Source organism: Phycisphaerae bacterium (assembly GCA_035384605.1).
In the GTDB taxonomy this organism is placed as follows: Bacteria; Planctomycetota; Phycisphaerae; order UBA1845; family PWPN01; genus JAUCQB01.
The window spans coordinates 15,377-35,073 of record DAOOIV010000056.1; the positions used below are offsets into that span (position 1 = coordinate 15,377).

Consider the following 19,697-nt stretch of genomic DNA (forward strand, 5'->3'; position numbering starts at 1 on the left):
ACGGGCTTTGGCTATATTGTTGGCAGGTGGAGAGCCGATCCCATGCTACCGTTCGCCAAGAAAGGACCGTGTCGACCTACAATCCGCGCCATCGCCGAGATGGCTGGTGTCTCGCGCACCACGGTCTCGCTGATCTTGGCCAACCGGCGGGACATGATTGACCGTTTTCGCCCGGAAACGGTCGATCGTGTGCGAAAAGCCGCCGAAACCCTTGGATACCGGGCCAACTTGCTGGCGCTCAGTCTCCGAAGCCCCCGTCCGTCGTTTTTCGCCCTGGTTCTCCGAGGCCCCGGCCAAGTCGACCCCGATTCGGTTTCATGGCATCATCAGGCTTTTGAAGGCATGTTTCTGGCCGGAGCGCTCGAGGCCTCACGGGCTCTCCGATTGTATCCTGTTGTCGCCACGCAAGATCTGCCCAAAACAGAAGATTCGCTTCTTGCTTTGACCGAGGTGCTGGAGGGCGGCGTTTTCGGCGCCGTGATCCGGTCTCCGGTCGCGGTTTTGCACGAGCCGTTGAGCCGTCACATTCAACAAGGCATGCCGATCGTGACGGTATTCCCGGAGCGTCCCGACCTGTACCCCACGAACGTCATTGACTTGGACAACGCCGCCACGGGCGAACTGGCAGGCCGTTTGCTCCACGAGGCGGGGCGGCGCCGCTGGCTGTTTCTGTTGCAGGCAGATGTTTGGGAGGCGTTACGCATCCGGCTGGCAGGTCTTCGGCGGTCCGCTGAACAAGCGGGATCATCGCTGGAGGAGCTGGTTGTTCCGGCCCACCTTGCGGAAGCTGACGTGCCCGGTTGGCTGGCCGCGAGGCTCAAGGATATGAAGATCGACGGGGTCTACGCACCGTCGGCTCTCTCAGCGGTGCGAGCGCTTTATGCCTGCACGGCCGGGGGGCTGAGAGTCCCTGAGGACGTCTGCGTCGTCGGCACCGATGCCGCCTTGTGGCGAGCCCGCGGGTTTCCGATCATCACGTCGATAGACGTTTCGTGGTTCAGGGCAGGCGATCTGGCAGTCCGCCGAATGGCGGAACTACGAGACAGTGGAGAATCGTTCTTCGAGAACGTCTGCCTCCCGCCGATTGTTCATGCGGGCGACAGTTGTCCGAGCAACCTGAGCGGACCGGTCACGGCAACTGCCGGTGAACCACAGCGGGTTTGAGCAGGCGCGTCAATTCGATCCATGATTCGCAACCGATTGCATACCACTCCGTGATCCTGGTTGCCTCCGTGACCGACGAAACGATTCGCCTCCACCCGCAATGGTGCGATACGGCGTCAGCCGTCGCGCGTGTACCACCCCGAAAATCATACCGAATCGCTCAACGAGCTGACCTATGGGTTCGACATGCAGTCGGGCTCGGCGGGAATACCCGAACCCGATAGGCACCCGATGAAAATCGCCATATCGTCGGCGTCCACGTCGCTGTCGTTATCGAGACGGGCATCCTGACAGTCGGGCAAAATCTGGGCGACTTGTGAGCCGCTGAGACACAATTGCAGGTGCGCGAAATCCACCTGATCCACATCCGTGTCGTCGTCGTAATCAACGACCAGAATCGCGCCGGGAACCACATGAGCGATGAAATTGTCGACTCGGGCGCCTCGCATGTTGGCGTCGGTATTGAACATCTCATGGTAGCCGACGCCGTAATAACCGCGGGGATGTGAACTGTCGCGCACGGTGCAGATGGCGGTGTCATCCAGCCGATAGCGGATACGATCGCCGTAGGCGTCGATTCGGAACCGATGCCAACCGGTCAGCGGCGTCCCGGGCACATCGGCCGCAAAGTCGGTCCACATGCCGTTTACGTACTTGCCTGCCTTGATCAAGCCGGTATCTGAGGCATACAGAAGGGCATAGCAGTTGCCCTTCCCGAAGCTGGACAGTCCCATCGCGCCGGTGCCGCTGTCCCGGGCAATGATGCCGCTCAGCTCGTACCCGTCGGCCGCCGCCTCCGGGCGGTATTCGCAGTAGACATCGGCCTCCACCGTGTAGTCGGTGTCGCCGAAGTCACCCCGCCGGACGGAATCGGCCCCGCCGTACCTGTTCATGACCTTCAGCACGTATCCATCACCACCGGGTGACGTCGGCGAGAAAGACACAACGTCTGCATAACAGAACTTGTCATCCCATCCGGCCAGACGCCCGGCGGGTCCGAATGAGTCCGTAAAAGGAAACACGCTCGCGGTGCTCTGTTTGACCAACATGATCGCGTTGGCAACGGGGCGCTCGCTGCCGTCCGAGGGGACGTTTCGGATCGCCCCGTTGACAACCATGGTCGATGAGCCGCCGCCGTCGTAGTTGACTGCTTCCGTCGCCCCGAGCGTACCGACCAGAAAACTGGCCATTTCCTGAAAGGTCATGCCGACGCTTGCGGCCGACCGGCCGTCGCACACCACCTGGAACCAGTAACTATCATTCCAGGCCAAGACCGTCCGCGGGTTTCGGCCGTAAGGCGCCGCGCCCGATTCCAGATTCGCCCATCCGGGCGTGTAAGCAGCGCCATTGCGAATGACCCACCCGATGCCCGTTAAAGCGTTGTCCGAGTCGTTGAACTCCTCCGCATCGGTCGCGAACCGCATCCGAAGACGGTCGCCGACGTGGGCGTGGCTGACAATCTCGCTCTTGGTGCTGCCCCACGCGGACAGGACCATGCCCCCGACCGGAATGGCGGCATTCCCTTCCGTGGGCGTGTGCACCGCGCTGATGATTCCCGACACCTCCTTGTGGCTGCGCATGGGATAGCTGACGTCGTTCAGGACGACTTCCACCGCCATGGAGGGAGTGATGAAACTGCTGCGCGTTGAGCTGTCAAAGTGGGGCGTGAACGCCGCCACGCCGTTGATCGGGACCAGCGGCCCGTTCATGTAGAAATTGTACTGATTCAGCGGCATCGAGTGGCCGTCGGCGAAGGTGAGAGTGCCGAGCACGTGGTTGAAATTCGTGCGAACCACCGGCCGCCGCGACGGGCCGACCATGACGGTGTGATACTGGTACGAGCTGTTGAACGCCGGGGTATCCAGCATCTGGCCGTCGGACTGGCCGATGCCGATCAATCGGGGAAGGTTAACGCCGTCGAAATACGAGCCGTTGACCGCCGATAGTACGTCGTGTTCCGGGGGGTTGTCGTAGCGACCGGCAATCGTGCTCGTCCCCTCACGAGCAGTGTAGTTGCGCTTACCCTGGGCCCAGCCCACCTTGAGCTTGTATTCTGAGTGGAGCCGCTCCGCCGCCACAACGTGGACCATGTTGGGACCGGCAACGTTGTAGACCGTGTAGGTGACGCCCGGGGCCAACTCCTCCGCTTCGGCCGGTGCGGCCGAGACCACAACCCCGACCAGTCCGGGCAGCATGGCGACCAATCGCCTCACCAACTTGTTCCCGAGCGCATCCACGTCCCCCCCACTCCCGGACCCGCGCCGCTCTCAGCCCGATCAAGCGGCGGCAACAGGTCAATCAAAGCTGATATCGCCTTTCCGGCTGCCAAACCACAGCGGGATCACAGGCGAGGGCTTGTTGGTCGGTACGGTCGGGTGCATCCTGAACATTTCCCACCAACCCATTCGCTCGACATGGGCGTCCAGAAAACCGGCGTTCATTCTCTCCCGCGGTTGATAGTCCAAGTCCCGGGAGTTGCCAAGCGATCCGGTCTGCGGCGGCGCAGCCGGCCAGGCACCGCCCGTATAGTTGCCAATCCATTCCGCGCCTTCGATGCCCTCCCTCTTGACAAGGCCGCCGTGTCGGAACCGCAGGGCCCTCGCGAGGTTGTCGGATGGGTAGTTGGAACCCAAGGCCTCGGCGAAGATGCCGAATTTCGCCCCTTCGACTATGAGGACGGGGGTACCCCTGGCATTTTTGAAGCCCGCGCTGGCATTCGCCGAAAAGCTCATCCAAAGAATGGGCACGGTCTTGATCACCCCGCTGGACGACACGTTCTGGGCGATGATCTCACCCTTGTAGGTCATGACATCATGACGCCACGCGGTGGAGCCGGGCTTCCACATCTTGGCCGGAGCAAAAGTCTCGCGACTCGCAACCGTGTATTGTATCAGAAAGTCCCCGTCGTTGTCCGAGTAAGCATCGCCGCCGAAGAGCGTTTCATCCACTTGGTCTTCTATGTCCGTCGTCCAGGTGCTGCCATTGCGAGCCAGACGACAGAAGATGGCATCGCCGGTAGTGACGCCACGGTAGTCCGTCCCCGCCGCATCGCTGTACAGCCTGTCCTGCACTGCGGGTATGGGACGCGGCTTGGGGTCAGATGGGCAGGTGAACAACTCCGTTTGCCCTTTGTTCTGCTTGAGCGAGTGCACGGCCCAGCCGAAATTCGTGCTCCAGTACTCTTTGCGCATCTGCGTCTCGGCCTGCCGCAACACGACGCCCTGAATGCCCTGGCGCATGTTGCTGGCGCACACGGCGGCCTGGACCTCCTTGCGGGCTCTTGACAACGAGGGCAGTAGAATGGCAATGAGAAGAGCGATGATCGCGACAACGACCAGGACCTCGATCAACGTAAATCCGGTTCGCAAAGGGCTTTTCATGTGTCTGCTCCCGACGGCACAGGGGACGGGTCGTAGCAATGCTACCACCCCTGTATTGTATCCCTGCCCTGATGCTGCCTCAAGGACTGCGCCGATATCTTGTTGATTTCACCGTCGTGGCTCTTACGATGCGCCGGGAGGCATCTGCCCCACTCGGCGGCAAGCGCAAGATCGGCCTCAGTCGTCACACTGCGGCTCGGCTGGGACGCCCGGACCGGAGGCACATTGCTCCAACCTCGCAAAGTCGTCCCCGTCAATGTCCCCGTCACCGTCCCAGTCGAGGCAACCGCATCGGGGGCGATCGAACAGGCCGCCTGGGTCACCCACACCCGTGTAGCAGCTCTGGAAGAATGCGAAATCCTGCTGGTCAACGTCGCCGTCACCCACCAATTCGAGACCGGAGTCCCCGGCCACGTCGAATACGGGGTCGCCGCACCCCACCTCCAGCGTGATGCCCATCACGACCAGTTCACCGCCGAAGTTTTCGACGTCGCCCAGGCCAATCCTGATCTGGGTCAGCATCCGAGACCGATCGACATCCATCGGATGAACGAAGAGAAACGCGCCGCCGTGATCGCCGCCGTTGTTTGCGGGTCCCCATCCGCCGGGGGCCAGCCCGTCCGAATTCAGCCGCTCAAAGCCGATGACGTCCGTGCTCTCGCTGCGCAGGCGCCCATCGACGCCGACCGCCAGGGAACCGGCGTCACCATCCTGGTTAAACCAGTCGTACAGATTAGCCTCAGTAACTACGGAAGGCCCATCGCTGTAAACCATTTCAACCCGCAGTTTCCCGGAGCTGCCACCGCCCTTGGTTGTCAGAACATAGAGCCGGCTGAACCGTCCCGAGATAAACTCACGATTGGGTACCTCATTGAGGGTGAACACGTTGTACTTGCTGAAGGCGCCAACTGCATCAGTTCGCCACTTCATTGTATTGAAGCCGTCATAGCGAAGCTTGAACGAAACCTCGCCCGTTGGTAATTGGGCGGTGTAGATTGCGTACTCCGGATGCGTCACGTCATACGGCAACCCCGGTGAAAGAGGAAGGACGTTCGAGTCGAACTGGCTGCCCACCGAGATGCAGGGCCATCGGTAGTTTTCCACGGCCAGCGTGTTTCCATCGATGTTTGCCTCATAACCCCGCCCAAAACCTTCGCCGATGGTATACAACGGATCGGAGTTGCCGACACAGCGCAGGTCAACCGGTCCCTCTGAGACCGGCGGATCGCACGTCCGTTCGACGGGAAAAGCCTCCGTGATCCGCAGAGCCGATACGCCGTATTTCAGCCCACTCCAGCTGAAGTCCATATACAGATCGCTGCCCTTCTTGAGCCAGAGATACGGCCCCGCGGCGCCGGCATCGCACCCGGGACCATCCGGAGAATGTGGCCCCGGGCCGGCCTGCACCCAGCGGCCCTCAAACTCATCTGCCGGCAGCGGCATGCGAGCGATCCACTCAGTCCTGGCCGGCTGGCTCCAGGGCACCATGGCCGCGTTCCAGTCAGAGGGCGTATCCACGCCGTTAATGTAAACATCGATCTGCTTCCATGATCTCGGGTCCCCCTCCCCAAGGTAGGGAACCCAGGCCTCGACCGTGTAGAGACGAGGCTGCGAGGGAATATCCGCATCCAGGTCAGGAGGCGTGCCCCCGGGAACGTCCGACCGCTCAACTCGCCAATACGCTCGAGGCCAAGTCTCATCGGCGTTGTATTCCCGCCAGTAGTAGCGGCCGTCCAATGGGTAACTCCCAAGATGGATTCCGTCATCGTACCCACCGGTTGGAACCATATGCCAGCCGCTTCCCTGAAGCTCGCGAATGCGGAGCACCCAACTGCGCAACCGGCTAACGCTCACCGAGACGCCGTCGGGGTCGGTGAGGCCGCCGTCGTTCGTCGAGGTGATCGTCGCCTCGCCCAGGACACCAAGCCGAACGTTAGCGGTTTGTTGAGTGGCACCGCCCTGAGGAAAACTCAGCACGAGAACGCCGCCGCTGCCGCCGGTGAAATCCGCGACCGCCGGGTTGTCGCTGGTCAGCGTGACTTCTACGGTCCGAGTATCGTTGGTGCCCGGGCTGATGGACACCGTAACGGGGCGAGTTGTGCCTGGGGTACCGGTCAGAGACGCCGGCGCCAGCGTCACGGCACCGGTCTCCACAGTAACCGGCAACGTGTCGTCCACGAGTTCGGCGTCGTTGTTGCTTGAAATGGTGGCGGTGCCGGCCTGGCCGATGTCGATCTGGATACCTTGCTCGGTAGTCCCGCCCTGCGGAAAGGTCAGCACCAAGACGCCGCCGGTCGCACCCACCAGGTCGGCCACGGCCGGGTTGTCACTGGTAAGGGTAACTTGGACCGGCGCATCAGCGTTGCTGTCCGCCGGGATCTTCACCGTCCCGCTTACGGTCGCGCCACCGACCACAGTGTTGATCACGCCAGGTGAGATGTTGACGGCATTAGGCGGACCTTCCTCCACAAGCATGAGCCCGGCCGGGCCGTAACCGCTGTCCGCTTTCATGCCTGCCCGGTACGCCTCGGGAACTTCGGCGGGGGTGGCGGCGCGGAAGTGAACGCTGAACTTGCCGTCCGGGCCCGGCGCAATACCCGTCCACATGGCCACGAACCCTTCGACCGTGTTGTAACCGCTGTCCTGGCTGACCGAGGTAGGACTGACCTGGTAATTGCCAACGCCGACGCTGCATGCATAGGTGGCAATAGTTGAATCAGCGTTGACCAGCGAGATGTTGGCCCACCGCTTATTGTCGTAACTTGGTTCGCCACGGTCGGTGAAGGTCGCGACGGTATAAGTTTTGTTGACGTCCAGGCCGCTGAATTCCATGGTGAAATACCACCCGGTCGAGGGCGCCATCACCTTGCCCCGACCGGCCACCTTGCCGCCGAAAATCGTTAAGGCGTCCCCGCCGCTGATTTCAGCGCTCGGACCAGTGCCATCTGTCGAGAGACCGGACCGGGTTATGGTCATGGTCGGCGTGACGGTCGCACCCGTGGCATAATCCTTCAGCGCATACGTGCCGGCGTTCTGATTCTGCGTCACGTTGGTGGCGCCGGCAACGTAATCCGGCACAAAGTCGTTGTAAGCGGTGAACTGTGCTCGGGCCGCAAGAGTCCATCCCAAGAACACCGCAATGACCAGGATGCCGCAAAACCCGTTCTTGATTCGACACGATGTATGCATGAAAACCTCCTTCCCGGTATCTGCGCCGGTTCGCTGATTCATTCACACAAAAGGGTCACTGTGACACTTGCTCCGTGACTCCACCACACGAATCTCTACGGTCGCAACCGGGCGCATTTCGGCGCACGTTTCTGGATCGCAGTGCGGCTTGGTTGCGGTCGCCTCACGCCGGTTCGGCAGAACCCCGAGCACCGGCGATGCTCAGCCGTCACGGATCGCATCGGCCGTAACCGCAAGATCCGAGGCACTGTCTTTGAAATCGTCCGTGAAGACCTCCGCAGCCCGGCCCGACGGAGTCATGCCTATCACAAACAGGACCGCCTTCTCAGCCCGGGTCACTATACTCCTCTCTTGCATCGTCCTTGCTAGGAGCCGTCACACGCCGGGTCCGCTGGTATCCCCGGCCCCGAGGCGCATTGCTCGAAAACCACGAGGTCGTCACCATCCACGTCCTTGTCCGCGTCGGCGTCCATGCAATGGCATGCAAGTTCATCAAACAGACCCACATTGCCGCTTCCGGTGTAACACGTCTGGAAGACGCCGAAGTCCGCCTGGTCCACGTCCCCATCCTCATCCGCATCCATTACCACCTCGGAACAGGGATCCGGGGTGAAGGTCAACGCGACCTCGTCGTACCAGAACTCCTCAAAAGTATTGGTCAGGTGGCTCTCGGTCAGCAGGGCCGGGTCGCCGCCCAATTCCAGCCAACTGACGTCGATGCCGCTACCGGAACCCGAATCGCGACGGCCTTGGGCGATCACCACATCGTTGACCAGAAACTCGACGTCGCCCACCGCCCCGGTGTACGGATGAACCACAATCTCCATCTTCCGCCAGCCCGGCATGCGGGCCGCCGAGGTCACGTTCCATCCGTCCGTCTTCGTGGCCCACGCCAGATGCGTCCAGCTCTGTTTCGAGTTCACACCCAGGACGTAGTATTCCGTGCGGTATGGTTCGGTGAGCACCAGCCATCCATGGACGTCGAAGTTGGGGCGAGAAGGAGGCCCCCAGGGATCACAGTCGCAGAGGATCTGAGCAGGGTCATACTGCCACAAGGTAAGCCGCAAGTCACCCACGCCAACGGGCGGGGTGAAGGGATGGAGGATGGTGTGCCAGTACGGGTCCGCAATCGGCTGCCGGCCCGAACGAAGACCCGAGAATACGATCCCGCCATTGGCTGCATCCGGCCAACTCTCGAACTTGTAGGGCCCCCAGCAAGAGCTGAATTCATTCATGCGGGTCCAGTCGCACGGCAGAAGAACGGGGTCATCGGGGCAGGTCGTACGATTCCCGGGATGGTCGCAGGCTATCCACTCCGCCGTCCAATTCCAATGGTCCGGCGTCGGTTCAAAGTCTTCGTGGAACGGAAGGTCGTATGTGATGCCCCAGGCTGGAGCGGCGCCGGCAACCACCGCAACCACGGTGATGCATCTGGACACCCGTCGCTGCGTTACTCCCATCGGCAAACCTCTCAAGTCCCCTACGAGCCTCTGTGCCCCTCAATCACGGATAGGCCAAACCGTCGTCGCATGCTGGGTCTGCGACCACACCCGGCCCGGACACGCATTGTTCAAAGGCGGCCATGTCGTCGCCGTCGACGTCCGTGTCGCCGTCGCTGTTCATGCACCGGCAGGTCAAACAGTCGAACGGGCCGCCATCGGCACCCGTGAAACACGCCTGCATGACGGCGAAGTCCGCCTGATCCACGTCACCGTCACCGTCGGCGTCAAACCGCAACTGTGGATTGACACACGGCAGGCTGCTCGTATCGACGGTGAGGGCTATGTCGTCAAACCAGAAATGCTCGTACGAATATGGAGGTTTGTATGACGTCCCATCAGCGGTCTCGGGAAAACGCGTCCCAAGCTGAATTCGAACGAGATCCACCCCGCGACAATCGGTGCCACCCTGCCGGCGTCCCTCGCCGACCAGCACCCCATCGATGAAAAACCGGATGTCACCAACTCTACCAGTGTAGGGGTATACGACGATTTCAACGTGACGCCACGTTTGAGCACCGTGGCAGACATAGTCGGCTTTGCGGGGTACGTCGGTGAGATGCCAGCCATCAGACTTGGTTCGCCAGCGATAGAACTTCTGAATGGGGTCGCTTGGGTTGTTCGACGTCGGTGATTCCACGCCAATGAAGGCATAGTCCTCATACGGGTAAATCTCATGATAAACGCGGTCCCCGATCCTGGTGATCACCGGCTCGCCGGGCAAAGAGGTGAGCCCGACCATCCCTCGGACAGGCCAGGTGGACGGCGTGCACAGAGGTCTCTCGGCGTCTTCCCAAACCCAGGCGCTCAGCCGCAGAATCCCTGTCCGGGGTTCAAACTCGTGGTACGAAGCATAGGGATACGGATTGTTATCGACCTCAAATGCGGCTCCGCCAATCGACGGATCTCCCATTTGTCCGTCGTTGGAAGGCGTGTGGTTTTTCTGATGCCCAGGGTCACTGCCGATCAGCGGCTGTAGAAGGTACCCGTTGATCATTCCAGGGACCGCTGACCAATGGGTCCCCGACACTGCGCCACCAGGGTCACCGTCGTCGAAATCATCATTAAAGACAAGTGTCTGAGCCAGAACATGCGTCGATACCGGACCCGATGCGAAGCCCGAAAGCAAGACAGCTATCACAGACAACGATCCTAAGGCGGACCGCCTTTTTGCGGGCCGCAACCCGAGCGCTCTGCGATCCGGAAACATGAGCGCAAAATGCGCACCAGTCCCGATGGAAGAGACTAACACTCGCTTCATGGCCGTTTCCTTTTGTGCAGCCAACGTGTTCCCCACCTTCTCCATGTGAGACGAGGGCAGAGCAGGAGCCCGTCATGCCCCCGCTCTGCCGTCATTCTGTTCTGGTCAAAATCCCGTCCGCCGTGGTGATGCCTCTGCTTGGCTACAGCGGGTTGCGCTTACGGCCCAGAAGCATCGGAGCCCCCAGCAGCAGCAACAGTGCGCTGGCCGGCTCGGGCGTGATCTGCGTGACGCGAAGGGCACTCCATGTCCGCTCGATCGACCAGCCGAAATCCCACTTGGCATACAGCCACGAGGGCGAACCATGGCCGCCCAGCCACATGTAGATGCCGCTGGCGCCGGCATTGTAGTCCGCGCTTTCGGGCGAATGGGGGCCGGGCCCGGCGGATACCCACGTGCCCGCCGCACCCGCATTGCTGCCGACATACTGATGGTTCGTTCCCCACGCCCCGACCCACGGAATGAGCGACTCCATCGGCCATGTCTCGCCGTCAACGCCCTTGATCTGCGACTCGATGGGCTGCCAGTCCATCCTGCCCGGCCAACTCGTGGGAGTGAATGCCTCGATCGTATAAAGCTCGGTCGTGGATGGCACAGGATTCCCCATGCTGCCGATGCCACTCAACTCCCAATACACCCGGCGTACGCCGTCTATTCCCGAACCCTGCCATGCACTTGCGCCGCCGTAGCCCGCGCCCGGAACCTCCGTCCATCCGCCGCCATCACGATGGTGAATCGGGAGGATCCAGGTCTCCCCGACGGCGCCCATGGTCGCGGTCGCCAAACAGGCCAGGATCAGAGCAATCATGAATAGGCTTCTCATAGATACCTCCTCACATTTGAAGACACTCAGGCGTCTGAGACACGACGCCGTTTCCAGATCCGATCGGCAGCCCACCCCGCTGGTGGCGCTTGTCCGAACTCTTTTCTTAGGATTTCCTGGGGCACCCAGGCGTGAGATACGGTCTTTCGCCCCTACCCTCCTGTGAAAGCGCGAAACCGGTCCTCCCCCATACTCGTTTGCCCCCGGGGACGTGCCATCCGCAAAGGATCGCAAGCCCGAGGTTGCATCATAACTCCACCGTCTGGAATGGTCAAGACAAAATCGTTCACAAAATGTTTGTTGGCAAAGGATTGCGAGCATCCGGAGACCGCGTTCAATCGATCTTCCGCGTTGTTAGCTCGATTCACTACGTCCAGCCAAGACAACACACTTTATCTTTTGCCTGTGTGGCCGGGCCCGTCGACACCGGGGAAGGATCGTCGCATCTTGCCTCGATTCCGGGAATCTCGTATCTATGCGAACCGTCCGCAAGGCCGTTCAGCGTTGCTGGGCCAAGGTGGTTAATGGAACCTTATGACCAGAGATCGGTGCGGCCGGGGCAGGTTTGCGCGCTTCCGCGTGGTTGGATTGTGGCCCGCAAGAGGGCGGTCCGTTTGGAGAGCATGAAATGCTTGGAACATGGTCAAGAGTGGTATTACTGATATGGGCCTCGCCGGTTCTTGCACAATGGCAGCTCGTGTCCCCGCACGACCGGCGGGAATCCGCGCCGCCGGCCGCGGGGACGGGCTCGCCGGCGATCCGGCCCGGCGATTCCATCCCTCATGACGACAAGTTCCGCTGGCTGATCGCTGATCTGGCCGTTCCGGAGACCATCGATGACAAGGCAGCGGCAGACCTGCCTGTCGGACTGCAGATCAGCGCCGGCGACGGCGGCGAGATCTGGGTCGACGGGCGGCTCAAGGTCCGCTACGACAACGACCACCCCGGCCTGGTGGTCATCTCCGAGCGAGCGGTTCCGGGCACGACGGTTCACCTGGCCGTTCAGGTATATGCGAAAGTCCAAGGTGGCGACACATTCGATGAGGCCAGATGGGTGTTGCTGGATCCCAAGCGGGTCGAGAGTCGCCTGGTTCTGACCGCCAATCCGCGTCGTCTTCTTGGGGACGTTCCCAACGGCATCGTCGGATTGAGTCAGGGCGGCGGCCTGGCGGACTACGAGGACGCGACCGCCCGCAAGCTGCGCGAGGGCGGCTTCAAGTGGTTTCGGATGGACAACATCCTGACCGGAGTCGTCAGGCACGCTGACGACGGTGCCCTGACCTACGACTGGACCGACTTCGACCGCCGCGTCGACTTCATCGTTGATAAGATGAAAGCCGATCCGATCTTCGCGGTGTCTTATATGCCGCTGCCGTTCGACGCGGTTCGCAATGACGACCGTCAGAGTGCCCCGAAGGATTATTCGTTGTGGGAGGACCTTTGCTACCGGGCAGCCAAGCGATGCATCGAACGGGGTAAGCGTGTCCCCTTTTGGGAAGTCTGGAATGAAGTCAACAGCGGCTGGCTCAAGCCCGGGCCCGACGACAAGGGTGACCATCCCTTTAGGGACATCTACAAGCAGGCCCTCGACGGCCAGGACGGTGAGGCCGAGACCGTCCGCCGCTTCGAGGCTTACTGCAAGCTGTATCGTGCCACCGCTCGCGGGGTACTTCGCGCCGATCCCAAGGCCGCGATCGGCGGGCCGGCGCTGGCCAGCGGTCCCTTCGAGTCGAAACAGTTCGGGCACTGCGCGAACGGCAAAGGGTTTGCCCGCGGCCTGATGCTCTGGTGCCAGAAAGAAAGGCTCCCTTTGGATTTCGTCAGTTGGCACGAGTACTTCCACCCGGCCGACGTGATCCGCGGACAGGCAGACGCCTTCCGGAAGTATCTCGCCGACTTCCCCGAGCTTAAGAAGACCGTTCGGTCATTCATGATCACCGAATGGAATCAAGCCTGGTGGGCCGACCGCCCCCAGGACCACGAAATCGGCGCCGCCTATTGCGCCGACTGCATCGTGCGAGCGTTCATCCCCGGCAGGATCGACCACCCTTGCTTCTTCTATGTCAAACAGAACGACATGAACTTCCGCGGCGATTTCAGCCTGCTCATGGCCGACAATGTGCCCAAGGCCTCCTACAACGTGCTCAAGATCTTCAACCGGCTCTCCGGGCGTTGGATCGAGTTGTCGGGCGGTGACGGAGAAGTCGCCGGCGTCGCCGCGTGGGATGAAACCCAAGGAAAACTAGCCATCGTTCTGGTGAACTTCCAGTATCGTCATGGTATCCGGCGACATGTTCGAATCCGCGTCGAACCGTTACCCGACCCATTGAACAACGGTACCTGGCGAGAGTGGATCGTCGACGCGACTCGCAGCAACATCTGGAACGATCCGGGCCGGCCCCAGAAAGCCGAACTGACCGAGAGCTCTCACGGCCGGATCACCACCGCGAAGCTGGAACTCGACAGAACGCTGGAACCCAACTCGGTGACGCTGATCGAGGCCCTCAGGCCCGTGGAAAAGCCCTGACGCCCGGAAGACTCGGATTCCGACAACCCGCAACACAAGCCATCCATCGAGAGGTTCACATACGTGGCAACGATTCGGTCTTTCCCGACCGTCAAGCAGTCCCGTCTCGAGTGACCGCGAACACAGCGTTTGAAACCAGCCGGCATCGCGGAACGGCTGCAAAACGTTGACTCCACGACCGCGTTCGAGTACACTGTAATCGCGTGGAGACGTGTTAATCGCGACCCGGTGGATCGGCGGCTGCGGCTCCAGGGCCCTATTCAAGCCCAGCCCGAGGGCCAAACGCAATACGCCTCGCGAGCCCACTGGCAAGACAATGCAGTTCGGGGTCTCCGCGACGGCAGTGTTGATAGGCACATCATCACAATCGTACGAGGGAGGGCAAATCATGCGATACCCGATTCCAATCGCGGCTTTGGCTGTCGTGGCACTTTTCGTCGTCCCGGCAGCCGCTCAGACAATTGAGGCGGAGATGATCCTCGAGGCATTTGACGGCTGCGGATGTAGCCCCCCGAGCCCGCCCTTGTGCTCGGAACCGCACCAACTCAAATGGCCTTTCAAACGTGACTGGTGGGGCTATCAACTGAACACCACCGGACCCACGGTCGCCGGCGTCATGCCGAGCGGGTGGTCGCACATCACCAGCCTTGGCTCGATCGAGGTGACGTTCTCCGAGGCGGTGACAGGCGTAACCGCCGGCTTGCTCGAAGTGCACGATGAGAACGAGAGCTGGACGGCCACAAGCGTAAGCGGCAGCGGTGCGGGGCCGTACATCTTCACCGGACCATGGAATCCTGACGACGAGGTCGTCCGAGTCGAGCTGAACGCCGGTTCGATCGGCGGGCCCAGCGGCAACTTCGGCGGGCATTTCTGGACGTATGTGAAGAACAGACCCGACTGGGTCACTGTGACCAGTGTGATGCCGGCAAGGGCCTCGTCGATTGCCGGCCTTGACTCGGTGCAGGTGACCTTTTCAACGGAAGTGCAGAACGTGACGGCGGGGCATCTCACGGTCAATGGTTCAGCGGCTACGAGCGTGACCGGCAGCGGTGCGGGCCCCTACACCTTCACCGGCTACAACCCTCCGTCCAACGGGACCGTTTTCGTACAGTTGCGCCCCGAGAGCTTCAAGGACAACCGCCCCACGATTCGGGCCGCTGCACCTATTGACTGCAATTGCCATGATGCCGCCTCAAATGATCCTTCTGTGGCGGGTTGCAGCGCGGGTTCCGCCTGGCCGCACCCGTACCCCAACGGGAGTTTCTGGAGCGCCAACGACAAGATCGACCAGGACTGGTCCAGCCAGGCGTTTCCTCTCAACTTCCTGGGCACCAACCAGATCAAGAACGGCAGCGAGCTCGACTATCCGCCCAACCAGGGATCTCAGGGCTTCCAACTGTTTGACACCCAAAGAACTCTCTACAACTCAGGGGAGTTCGGGGCCCTCGGCTACATCAACCCCGACAATCCGCAGGACAGGGGTCCGTTCGGATCGGGGCGGATTCATGTCGATCAGATCCGGGCCGAATTCAATGCCCGTTTCCCCGATGTCCCGCTACCCGAGCCGATTCCGGGTCAGCCGGCGTATCTCGAGTTCGATGTCAGGCGGGACCAGAACAATGACTTGGTGATCGTTCTTGAAGCATACGCCGGGGGCATCCGGCCTTCGGGCGTCACTTTCTCCTTGACCCCGGAAGCAGAGCGGACGGTCATACCAGACGACCCGGGGAACTGGCACACCTATCGCATCGGTACGTTCAGCAGCTTCCCGGACAGTTTCCGGTTCCTGATCATCATGTGGCTGCGCAATCCCACGCATCCGGCCGGGTACCCGTGGACGGCTCCCGGCGACGTGCAGTGCTACATTGACAACGTCAAGCTCGTTTATCGGGCTGAGCCGTTCCCCGAAAACTGCAGTAATAAGCATGACGATGACGGCGACGGCCTGATCGACTGCGAGGATGACGATTGTTACCACGATGCGGCGTGCCCGTGCAATGAACTCCTGGTCTTCGACGTCGACGAGGACGGCGACGTGGATCAGGCAGACTTCAGCCTGCTGCAGAGCTGTCTTACCGGGACAGGCGATCCGGGCGGCGCGTTCAGATCGCTGCCGGAGGCCTGCAGGTGCCTTGACATCACCGGACCGGGCAACGAGCCGGATAACGCTCTTGACCAGCAGGATCTTGTCGCGTTCGAACTCTGCGCCAGTGGCCCGGGAATACCCGCAAACCCCGCATGCGACGATTGATGCGCAGCCCGGACCGACGATACTGAAACGGCCGGCAAGATCGAGATAGCAGGTACCGCAGAGGTTCAATTCGATCGGTTGAGGAGTAGGGCTTGGCGGATTCTCGAGAACCGAGGCGCACAAGATGGTGATCGATCGACTCCACCTGCTTGCGTGGACTCTCCTGGTCGTTGCCCCCACATCGCAGGCGGCCGAGCCGGAGCACTGGCGGTTCGGCGTCGGCGTCGCCACACAGAATATGATCGACGGGCAAACCACGACCAACTTGGAGGACTTCGACAGCTACCGCCCTGCCGACGAACCGTGGAACGTCCTTGGTATCGGGTGGTACTTCAACTGGAACTGGCGACAGGGGATCGTCTGTGACGCATCGCGCAACCGCTGCGTCGAGTACATGCCGCTGGTCGGGGGCTGGGGGCCCGGGGTGCATCCCACGTTGTCGCAGATCGCGGATCACCTCAATGCGAACCCCGGCCTGTACCCCGACGGCACCACGTGGCTGATCGGAAATGAAATCATCTTGGATGATCGGCGCACCCCCCTGCAATATGCCCGGGATTATCACACATATTATCACGGTCTTAAGGCCGTCAACCCGACTTTCAAGGTGGCCAACGGATCCGTCATCACATCCATCTACTACAACTACACGGGCTTTGTCGGCACGCCCTATGAACTGCTCGACGCCGTCTGGAACGCCTATCTGAACGAGTACGGAGAAACCTGGCCGGTTGACGTGTGGAACATCCATCCCTACGTCTGGACGAAACCGACGTTGAAGGCGAAACTCGATGACTTCGCCAACCAGCTCAGCACCTTCCGCGACTGGATGGCCGCCAGGGGACAACAGGACAAGGCCCTGATCATCACTGAGTACGGCCTGCTGAATTACCACGAGCCGCAATGGATGATCGATTACCTGCTCGGCTCATTCGAAATCCTTCTGTCGACCGGACATGGCAACGGCATGACCAGCGACGAGGGACGATGGGTGCAACGCTGGGCGTGGTTCGTCAATAACATGCATGTCTGGACGGCGGGTGGTGCGATACAGTGGGAACATTGTGCCCTTCATGACGCCGAGGTTGATCTTGACGGCGACGGCGAAGTCTTCGACTTACGACCGCTGGGCCGGGCGTTCGCCGATCATCCGAAATTCGACAACTGCCCGAGCACTTGGAATCCACTGCAACAGGACGTAGATGGCGATGAACGGGGCGATGCCTGCGACAACTGCCCGTTGTTGCCAAACGCGGACCAGGCAGATGCGGACGGCGATAACTGGGGAAATGTCTGCGACGGCTGTCCGGACGATCCTTTCAAGGCCGTTCCCGGTTTCTGTGGTTGCGGTATCCCGGACGGCGACGCCGATGGCGACGCGGTCATGGATTGCGTCGATGAATGTCCGGACACGCCCCCGGGTTCGCGCGTGACGCTGAACGGATGCCCCACCGCCAGAGCGGACCTCGACCGCGATGGGGACGTGGATCAGGTCGACTTCGGCCTGTTTCAGGCCTGCCTGTCAGGGGCGGGCATATCGGCAGCGGACATGAGTTGCGCGGCGGCGTCGTTTGACGAAGATGACGACGTGGACAGCGACGACTGTGCCGTGTTTCGCCTTTGCCTCAGCGGTCCGGACAGCCCCTCGGACCCTGCTTGCGGACGCAGCCAGTGACGCAATGAACGCTGGCAGATGCCGTGGGGTAGGACCGGCTACTGGAGATCGCTGATCCGCTCAAGGTGCAACGAGTAGAGCCCAAATGCCGGAAGCCAAATACGCATGAGGATGGGACTATTAGCGGGGATGGGCTTGCTTCTTGCTCGCCTGGCCACCGGCACCGGCGATGCCGCAACGATCAACATCCAGTCTATTGGCCTGAGCGGCACCCAGATCGAGTTGTACCAGCCGCTCACTGTCTCGTTCAACCTGTCGAAGTCATATCCCAATCCCTATGACCCCGACACCGTCGACGCCCGCTTCGAGTTCACCGGTCCGTCGGGCGTCACCCGGGTCATCCCGGCCTACTGGACCGAACAGACTCCGCGATGGCGGGCCCGAATCGTGCCTTTGGAAACGGGCCCGCACTCGTGTCGTATCGTGGTCAACGACTCTGCAGGTGATTCGGGCAGCGCCACGCTCTCCTTCATGGGTGTGTCTTCCTCAAGACGAGGCTTCGTCCGCATCGACCCCCGCAACCCCCGCTACCTGCGGTTCGATAACGGCGAGCCCTACCTGCCAATCGGACACAATGTCTGCTGGTACGGCTGGGATCCCCTGTTCTCCCAATGGCTTGACCGGATGAGCCAGGTCGGCGAGAACTGGACGCGATACTGGATGGTCGCCTACGTGTCACAGGACATCGAATGGGGCGGTGGCACCAGTTTCCAGCTCGGCCGCTATTCGCAGTCCAACGCCGCCCTGATCGACGGCATGCTGGAGGCCGCCCGTGCCCGCGGCATCTATGTCCAGTTATGCCTCGATTCGTTCAACGGCTGGAACGAAACGCTCTATGCCAACTGGGCCGACAATCCCTACAACGCCGCCAACGGGGGGATGTGCACGCGCCCGAACGACTACTTCGTCAACGCCGAGGCCAAACGCCTGGCCAAGCGCCGTTTCCGGTACATCGTCGCCCGATGGGCGTGGAACCCTGCGATACTCTGCTGGGAGTTCTTCAACGAGGTGGATGCCGTCGGCGGCGGAGGAGCAACCTTCTGGGGCCATGAAGCCGAAATCGCCCAGTGGCATCAGGAAATGGCCCAGTACATCCGCTCCATCGATCCGTTCGAGCACCTGCGATCAACCAGCTTCGCCGACGACGGCCCACGTTCGAGCTACGCGCCCTTCTGGCAACTGCCCGAGATGGAGATCGTTCAGGTTCATCAATACAGCACCGTTCTACCTCAGTCGCATGTCAACCTCATCCGCCAGGTCCGCCAGTTCGGCAAGCCGGTCATCATGGGCGAGGGCGACTACGCCGGCGGCCCAGACAGCCTTGACCCCAACGGGCAGAGCCTCCACGACATGATCTGGGCGGCGGCAGTCGTTGAAAGCGGAGCCATGTCGTGGTGGTGGGACAACTGGATTCATCCCAACAACCTGTATTACCGATTTGAGCCGCTGGTTGCCTTCCTCAGCAGCCAGGACTGGGCGCCGCAGCAGCTCTCGCCGCTCGCCTATACGATCCTCAGCGGCCACACAACGCCCGAGATCTACGGTTCGGGCGGGTCGAGGCATGGCTACCTCTACATCCGCAATTGGCAAGGCCCGGTCAGCGGCCTTCGCCTTCGTCTGAATCAGATCACATCGCCCGGCAACTACGTGGCCGAATACTGGGATACGAACAGCACGACGCCTTTCCGCTCGGAGATTATCCCCGGCAGCCCAAGCGGCCTCGAACTCAACATACCCGACTTCGCCCGCGACGTTGCCGCCAAGCTTAAGCAAACGGGCCCGGTGTTGAGCGCAGTCCCCACCTTGCTCACGGTCAGCAGCTTCATCGGCCACGATGCCAGGCCGCAGTCGTTCGCCATCGGCAATACCGGAACGGGAAGCACGAACTATGAGATCACGGTCGACCAATTCTGGCTCTCGGTTTCGCC

The 19,697-nt window shown here is 61.3% G+C and carries 11 protein-coding genes; 5 read left to right on the plus strand and 6 right to left on the minus strand.

The genetic code is table 11. The features are described 5' to 3' along the window. Nucleotides 1-42 precede the first annotated feature (42 nt). Nucleotides 43-1,164 (plus strand): LacI family DNA-binding transcriptional regulator, encoded by a 1,122-nt coding sequence (locus tag PLL20_13110; GenBank protein ID HPD30930.1) that lies wholly within the window; start codon nucleotides 43-45, stop codon nucleotides 1,162-1,164. Nucleotides 1,165-1,337: 173 nt separating this feature from the next. On the opposite strand, the gene PLL20_13115 is transcribed toward PLL20_13110, so the two are convergent. From PLL20_13115 to PLL20_13140, 6 genes are all read right to left on the minus strand, one after another. Next, nucleotides 1,338-3,377 (minus strand): phosphodiester glycosidase family protein, encoded by a 2,040-nt coding sequence (locus tag PLL20_13115; GenBank protein HPD30931.1) that lies wholly within the window; start codon nucleotides 3,375-3,377, stop codon nucleotides 1,338-1,340. A gap of 81 nt (nucleotides 3,378-3,458) precedes the next feature. Beyond that, a complete protein-coding gene (locus PLL20_13120; protein HPD30932.1) occupies nucleotides 3,459-4,544 on the minus strand; it encodes a prepilin-type N-terminal cleavage/methylation domain-containing protein in 1,086 nt (361 codons plus the stop codon). 177 nt (nucleotides 4,545-4,721) lie between these two features. Further along, a complete protein-coding gene (locus tag PLL20_13125; GenBank protein HPD30933.1) occupies nucleotides 4,722-7,733 on the minus strand; it encodes a hypothetical protein in 3,012 nt (1,003 codons plus the stop codon). Between the two features lie 365 nt (nucleotides 7,734-8,098). After that, complete coding sequence (locus PLL20_13130; GenBank protein HPD30934.1) at nucleotides 8,099-9,193, minus strand: hypothetical protein; 1,095 nt, start codon at nucleotides 9,191-9,193, stop codon at nucleotides 8,099-8,101. Nucleotides 9,194-9,236: 43 nt separating this feature from the next. Further along, entirely contained in the window at nucleotides 9,237-10,229 is a 993-nt protein-coding gene (locus PLL20_13135; GenBank protein HPD30935.1) for a hypothetical protein, read from the minus strand. Between the two features lie 406 nt (nucleotides 10,230-10,635). After that, entirely contained in the window at nucleotides 10,636-11,316 is a 681-nt protein-coding gene (locus PLL20_13140) for a PEP-CTERM sorting domain-containing protein (GenBank protein ID HPD30936.1), read from the minus strand. A 628-nt stretch (nucleotides 11,317-11,944) separates the two neighbouring features. Here PLL20_13140 and PLL20_13145 point away from each other — a divergent pair. The 4 genes from PLL20_13145 to PLL20_13160 form a co-directional block, all read left to right on the plus strand. Beyond that, nucleotides 11,945-13,843: a hypothetical protein gene (locus PLL20_13145; GenBank protein HPD30937.1), complete on the plus strand. Its 1,899-nt coding sequence runs from the start codon at nucleotides 11,945-11,947 to the stop codon at nucleotides 13,841-13,843. A 388-nt stretch (nucleotides 13,844-14,231) separates the two neighbouring features. Then, on the plus strand, nucleotides 14,232-16,094 hold the full coding sequence (locus tag PLL20_13150; protein HPD30938.1) for a hypothetical protein: 1,863 nt from the start codon (nucleotides 14,232-14,234) through the stop codon (nucleotides 16,092-16,094). Between the two features lie 124 nt (nucleotides 16,095-16,218). Beyond that, complete coding sequence (locus PLL20_13155) at nucleotides 16,219-17,769, plus strand: hypothetical protein (protein ID HPD30939.1); 1,551 nt, start codon at nucleotides 16,219-16,221, stop codon at nucleotides 17,767-17,769. 105 nt (nucleotides 17,770-17,874) lie between these two features. Then, the coding region (locus PLL20_13160) for a DUF5060 domain-containing protein (protein ID HPD30940.1) at nucleotides 17,875-19,697 on the plus strand (1,823 nt) is incomplete at its 3' end.